The 5,285-nt window shown below is 69.1% G+C and carries 7 protein-coding genes; 2 read left to right on the top strand and 5 right to left on the bottom strand.

Going from position 1 to position 5,285, the window contains the following annotated elements:
• From IM632_RS10325 to IM632_RS10310, 4 genes are all read right to left on the bottom strand, one after another.
• On the bottom strand, positions 1–582 hold a 582-nt coding region (locus IM632_RS10325), incomplete at its 3' end, for a hypothetical protein (protein WP_296552307.1).
• 71 nt (positions 583–653) lie between these two features.
• Positions 654–1,241 carry a TetR/AcrR family transcriptional regulator gene (locus tag IM632_RS10320; RefSeq protein ID WP_296483026.1) on the bottom strand — a complete coding sequence of 196 codons (588 nt, stop codon included), beginning with the start codon at positions 1,239–1,241 and terminating at the stop codon, positions 654–656.
• Entirely contained in the window at positions 1,238–2,263 is a 1,026-nt protein-coding gene (locus IM632_RS10315; RefSeq protein WP_296483021.1) for a glutathione S-transferase family protein, read from the bottom strand. Before IM632_RS10315 ends, IM632_RS10320 begins: the two co-directional genes overlap by 4 nt.
• Before the next feature lie 14 nt (positions 2,264–2,277).
• Positions 2,278–3,357, bottom strand: coding sequence for an MBL fold metallo-hydrolase (locus IM632_RS10310; RefSeq protein ID WP_296483019.1), 1,080 nt, complete (start codon positions 3,355–3,357; stop codon positions 2,278–2,280).
• Positions 3,358–3,487: 130 nt separating this feature from the next.
• Here IM632_RS10310 and IM632_RS10305 point away from each other — a divergent pair, with 130 nt between their 5' ends.
• On the top strand, positions 3,488–4,390 hold the full coding sequence (locus IM632_RS10305) for a haloalkane dehalogenase (protein ID WP_296483016.1): 903 nt from the start codon (positions 3,488–3,490) through the stop codon (positions 4,388–4,390).
• Positions 4,391–4,411: 21 nt separating this feature from the next.
• Entirely contained in the window at positions 4,412–4,831 is a 420-nt protein-coding gene (locus IM632_RS10300) for a DUF1330 domain-containing protein (RefSeq protein ID WP_296483014.1), read from the top strand.
• Here the strand turns inward: IM632_RS10300 and IM632_RS10295 are convergent.
• The coding region (locus IM632_RS10295) for an enoyl-CoA hydratase-related protein (protein ID WP_296552306.1) at positions 4,832–5,285 on the bottom strand (454 nt) is incomplete at its 5' end.

Here is a 5,285-nt window from a genome sequence, read left to right as displayed (position 1 = left end):
GGCGGCGACCTGGGCCGCCTGGGCCTGGCTGGCGCCCTCGATCTCGCGACGGGCCAGGTGGGCGCCGACGATCTGGCCCAGGGTGGTGAACACGGGCGCGGCGCCCTCGACCTCGCCGTAGATCTTGTCCCGCTTGTCCGTGGGCTGGACGCTGTACTCGAGGTCGAAGGTCACGGAGTCCGCCGAGCGCTTCAGCCCGGCCTGGGCCAGCAGGGTGTTCACATCGGGCAGGTCCAGGAGCTTCCGTGTCTGGTCGGCGTCCTCGATCATCGCCAGGGGCATGATGACCCTGGCGGTTCCGGCGCAGAACCGCTTGGTGCTGTCGGGATCCTTCTTCGTGGTCCGGATATCCTCGATCGCAACCTTCAGTTCCGCGACCGTGGCGCGGATCTTCGAGGCGGCGGACATGCGGGTTCCATCTTCGCCGGCCAGCTCGGCTTCTGCGGCCTGCTCCACCTGTTCGCGGATGATGGAGGTGATCACATCGCGAGAAGATTCACTCGCACAGTCCGTGGCGGCGCCCCCGCAGCCGGACAAGAGGGCGCCGAGCGCCAGGACGGGAAGGATCGTGACGGACTTCATTCCTCTGCTCTCCCAGCCATTTTCCCGCACAAAACCTAGGAATCAGTCGTTAACCGGGCGGAAAAGCCGCCTCAGGGGCCCGAAAACCGAAGGCGCGCCGCCGCCGCCTCCACGATCACGGCCTCGGCCTGTCGCCGCGACAAGCCCTGCTCGCGGCGAAGGCGGGACCAGGCCTCGAAGCTCAGCAGCAGGTCCAGGGCTTCCATCCGACCGGGGTCAGCGCAGGCGTCCGGCAGGTCCCTGGCCAGGGCCTGCCTGAGATTGGAGACCATCCGGGCATGCCCGCGCGCCAGAAAATCCGAACGGTGTCGATGCGCGATCGAGGCATGCTTGAAGGGGAAGATCCGCTCATAGGCTTCGGCCCGGCGCGAAACGATCTCAGCTAGGCGTCCGGCCTCGTCGCCGGACCCCAGGGGCTGCGACGCCAGGTCCGAGAGCTCGCCTTCGATGGTGCGGCTCATCTCCGCATAGAGGCTGTCCATGTCGCGGAAGTGACGAAACACGGTCCTCAGGCCCACCTCTGCGCGAATGGCCACGCGCTCGGCTCCTGGGGCCACCTCGCCCTCGCGCATGAAGTCCAGCATGGCCGCGATGATGCGTTTGCGGCTGTCCTCGCCACGTCGTCGCCGACCGTCGGTTTGCTGAGTCTCGCGGGTCATCCCGCCAGAAGGGCCTCGCAGTCGGTTCCGTCAAGGGCGCGGTCCACGATCGCACGGGCGTCCTGGGCCAGGGCGGCATACGCTTCCCTCAGGGCCTTCAGGCACTTCGCCTGGTAGGGGAAGGGCTGCTGGCTCCAGGCCTGCCCGTCGACCTCGGCGGTGACCTCAGCGGCGCCCGCCGCCACCGCCCGGGCGTTGGCCAGCATCACCGGGGTGTAGACCCGGCCAACCTCGCACAAGAGGGCCTTCAGGGTCGGCGGCGGGTTCGCCGGATCGATCCAGTCCCCGTCAGCGGGCTCCATGCCGGACTGGTCCTCCATCATGCCGACCCAGGCGGTGACCCGCGGGGCGACCGAAAGGGTCAGGGCGGCGGGCGTCGGATCGAACTCCGCCAACTGGGTCAGCTGGCCGTAGGTCGCAAAGTCGCTGGCGCCGGGCCGACGCCCCATCAGGTAAGGCATGACCCTCAGATGGGCCTCGAAGGCTTCCAGGAAGCGACGATAGCTCGCCTCGATGATCGGACCGGTCACGGCGTTGGAGCCGACATAGCGGAGCCGGCCGATCTGCCGCTCGGCGACGGCCCGTCCGCGCTCGGCCAGGTCTGCATCCGGGACTGACAGTCCGCGCCAGCAGGGAAGGATGGCCGAGGCCTTGGCGACGTCGGCGGCATAGGCCCAGCGATAATGGAACATGGCCTTGGTCAGCCACTCGTCGGCATAGTCCTCGACCAGGGCGTCGAGGAAGGCCAGGGCGGCGTCCCCGGGGATCAGGCTGCGGTCTCCGTGCTCCCGCTCGAACCGGCGGATGAGAGGCGTGGAGTCCGTCACCGCCTCCAGGGCGCCGTCCGCACCCGGCAGGTAGAAGGTCGGCAGCAGGGGCACCTTCGCCCTCGGCAGGTCCGCCAGGGCCGGGTTCGAGACGATCAGGTAGCGGTAGGGGATCCGACGGTAGCGCAGCACCGCCAGCATCTTGCGGGTGTAGGGCGATCCGGGGGCGCCGGAGAGGGCGACAGGCTCAGTCATGGCGGGGCTCCTGGTCAGCGCAGGCGGTTGGTGTGGCGGATGTCCGCGGACCCCGCGGGGAGGGTGATCATGTCGCCGTCCCGGCCGACACGCACCGGACCCTCAAAGATCTTTCGGCTATCGCCCAGGAAGGGCCCCTCCAGCGCCCGGAGGGGGAGGGGCGGGACGATGTGGGTCAGCAGCAGGTAGCGGACCTTCGCGCGCTCTGCGAGGGCGGCGATGGCCTCCGGGTCTGCGTGATAGTCCGTGATGTCGCCGAAGATCTTCACCAGGTTGGCCCGGCCGGCCCGCTCTGCTGCGGCCTTCTGGAGGCCGACCAGGCGAAGGGACAGGGCCTCGTGGACCAGCAGGTCAGCATTCCGCGCCGCCTGCTCGACGCTGGCCGTGATGTCGGTGTCGCCGCTGATCACCGCCTTGCGGCCCTTGTACTCCACGATGTAACCGACAGCGGGCGAGACGGGCGCATGATCCACGGGGAAGGCCCTGATCTTCAGGTCCGGTTCATCGATCAGGGTGACCTGGGCCGGACCGGTCCCGATCGCAAAGGGCCGGGCCTCACCGCCAAAGCCCGAGGGCGGGACGACGGCTTCTCCATGGTGGGCGATCCGGTAGCCCCGGTCCGGGCCGTAAGCGGTCATCAGTCCCCCGACCACCGTCTCGACCCCAGTCGGGCCATGCACCGGCACGGGGGTCTTCGCGGCGCCGCCCGCCCAGTGCTGCAGCATCAGCTCGCCCAGGCCGTCGATATGGTCCGAATGGAAGTGGGTCAGAAAGACCCGTTCGACCCGCGCCGGGGCCATGCCCATGAGGGTCAGGTTCCTCACCGAGCCGGAACCGGCGTCGAAGACGAACAGCCGATTTCCCGCCAGGACCGCGGTGCAGGGTCCCGCCCGGGTGGGATCGGGCATGGGCGAGCCCGAGCCGCAGAGGGCGACATGCAGTCCGTCCGGCAGGCCATCCGAAGGGGTGGCGGCGAGGTTGCGATCCATGGTCCTGGCCATGACCCGGAGGGCGATCTCACCCCTCAGGAACCAGGCGGTCGACAGGGCCAGCACGACCAGGCCCAGCAGGACCAGGAAAACACGCTTCAACATAGGTCGCCCCCCTCCGCGCCCACCGGCGCTTGACCGGTCCGTTTGGTAATGGCACGTCTATTGCCATTAGTTTCCCGCCAAGCCGGGCGTGTCAACTGCAACCGGGCGCGACGCCCCTGGGAGGCGCTGAATGAAGGTCCTGAGAACCCCGGAACAGCGCTTCGAGGGCCTGGCCGACTGGCCCTTCGCGCCGCACTACGCCGACATCCGGGGGCCGGAGGGCGTTACCCTGCGCCTGGCCTATGTCGACGAGGGGCCCCGCGACGGCGCCCCCGTCCTGCTGATGCACGGCGAGCCCTCCTGGTCCTACCTCTACCGCCACATCATCCCGCGCCTCGTCGAACGGGGGCACAGGGTGCTGGCGCCCGACCTGATCGGCTTCGGCCGGTCCGACAAGCCGGCGTCGCGGGCCGACTACACCTATGAGCGGCACGTGGACTGGGCGTCCCAGTGGCTCACCGGGCTCGGCCTGCAGGGCGTCGTCATGTTCTGCCAGGACTGGGGCGGGCTCATCGGGCTTCGGCTGGTTGCGGCCTTCCCGGAACGCTTCGCGGGGGTCATCGCCGGCAACACCAGCCTGCCGGTGGGCGCCGGGTCCAATCCCGGCTTTGACGCCTGGCTGCACATGTCCCAGACCATCCCGGTCATGCCGATCGGCGGCATCCTCAACATGGGGACGACCCGTGAGCTTTCCGCCGACGAGATCGCCGCCTACGACGCGCCCTTCCCGGACGAGAGCTTCAAGGAGGGCGCCCGCCAGTTCCCGGCCCTGGTGCCCATCACCCCGGAACATGGCTCGGTGGCGGAGAACCAGGCGGCCTGGAAGGTGCTGGAGGCCTTCGAGAAGCCCTTCCTCACCGCCTTCAGCGACAATGATCCCGTGACCAAGGGCGGGGAGGCGGCCTTCAAGGCCCGCGTGCCGGGAGCCCGGAACGAGGCCCACGTCATCCTTCCCGGCGGGCACTTCCTCCAGGAGGACAGGCCCGCCGCCATCGCCGACCTGCTGGACGACATGGTCCGGCGCACCCGCTGACCCCCGGAACGGAGCCCCGCAATGAAGGTCGAGAACGCCATCTATCCGCCCCCCGAACAGGCCATGGCCTTCTTCTCCGCCGCGGAGGACGGGCCCTTCGTCATGGTCAACCTGCTGAAGTTCAAGCCTAAGGCTGAATACGAGGACGGCTCCAACGCCCATCTCACCGGCGCAGAGGCCTACGCCCTCTATGGCGAGGGGGTGCGCCAGCTGGTCGAAGCCCGCGGCGGGCGCATCCGCTTTTCCGGCCGAGTCACAAGCCTGATGATCGGCGAGGTCGAGGAGCTCTGGGACGCGGTCGCCCTGGCCGAATACCCGTCCTTGGCCGCCTTTCGCGAGATGGCCATGTCCGAGGACATGGGAAAGATCGACCACCACCGCCGGGCGGGCCTGGCGGGACAGCTGAACATCCGCACCAAGGCCGCGCCCGGCTTCGAGTGATCAGAACTCGGGGTCGACCCAGTCGGGGAAGACATCCGGGAGGCTGGAGACGCGGTCGGTGAAGTTGGCCGGGCGCTTCTCGAGGAAGCTCTTCACGCCCTCCACCGCGTCGTTCGACCCGCCGCGGGCCATCAGGGCCCGGCTCTCGGCCCTGTGCGCCTCCATGGGGTGGCTGGCCCCCAGCATCCGCCAGCAGAGCTGCCGGGTCAGGGCGGTGGAGACCGGAGCGGTGTGATCGGCGTACTCATGGGCCAGGGCGCGGGCGGCGTCCATCAGCGACTCTGGCGGGTGCAGGCTCGAGACCAGCCCTTTTTCCAGCGCCTCGGACGCGGGGAAGACCCGGCCGGAGTAGATCCAGTCGAGGGTGGCGGGCATCCCCACCAGGCGCGGGAGGAAGAAGGACGAGGCGCCTTCCATGATGATGCCCCGGCGGTTGAACACGAGGCCGAAGCGG

This window comes from Phenylobacterium sp. (assembly GCF_020402505.1).
GTDB lineage: Bacteria > Pseudomonadota > Alphaproteobacteria > Caulobacterales > Caulobacteraceae > Phenylobacterium.
This window is presented reverse-complemented; position numbering and strand designations above follow the sequence as displayed.